The sequence below is a fragment of the Pseudaminobacter soli (ex Li et al. 2025) genome (assembly GCF_003012705.1).
GTDB lineage: Bacteria > Pseudomonadota > Alphaproteobacteria > Rhizobiales > Rhizobiaceae > Pseudaminobacter > Pseudaminobacter soli.
Genome location: NZ_PXYL01000070.1, coordinates 1 through 607 on the forward strand (window position 1 = coordinate 1; position 607 = coordinate 607).

At 65.9% G+C, this 607-nt stretch carries 1 protein-coding gene and 1 pseudogene; both read left to right on the top strand.

From position 1 onward, the window contains the following. The coding region (locus C7I85_RS30265; RefSeq protein WP_146149028.1) for a peptidoglycan-binding domain-containing protein at positions 1-413 on the top strand (413 nt) is incomplete at its 5' end. Beyond that, positions 410-607 (top strand): annotated as a pseudogene (locus C7I85_RS30270) (hypothetical protein); the annotation flags it as partial. The gene C7I85_RS30265 and the pseudogene C7I85_RS30270, both read left to right, overlap by 4 nt.

Sequence of the window (607 nt, forward strand, 5' to 3'; positions counted from 1 at the left end):
ATGGCCCGACCACCAAGAAGGCGGTGATGGCCTTCCAGAAGGCGCGCGGCCTGACGATCGACGGTGTGGCCGGTCCCGAGACCATGCGCGCGCTGGCGCAGTTCAAGGCGGCACCCAGCGAGGCCGTCGGCTCCATCCCCGCCCAAGATGTGCAGGAGGTGCGTAGCGCGACCAAGGGCGGCGGTCTTGTCATCGCGGCCGTTGCAGTTCGTGATCAGGTCACCGAGGCCGCCGGCCATCTACTCGGCCTTGACGCCGAGATCGCCAAGACCGCCGCCAACGTCATGCTGACAGGAGCCGGCATCATCGGCGTCGGTCTCACGCTCTACGGCCTCTACGGCTGGTGGAAGAGCAGCCAGACCGAGGAAGGGGACCTGCCCAATACGAAACCCGGATGGGGGATTGGACGATGACGCTGACGCAAATCATGGAAGCGCTGGGCATCAATGGCTCTGTGGTTGTTGCTGGCCTCTCCGGCGGCGTCCTGCGCGCGCTGTCTCGCAAGAAGCTCAAGGTGCGCGAGATGATCCTGTCGCCCATCTGCGGGGCGCTGGCGGCCGCCTATCTGACTCTGCCGACGGTCCATTACCTCAAGGCTGTCGGCTGG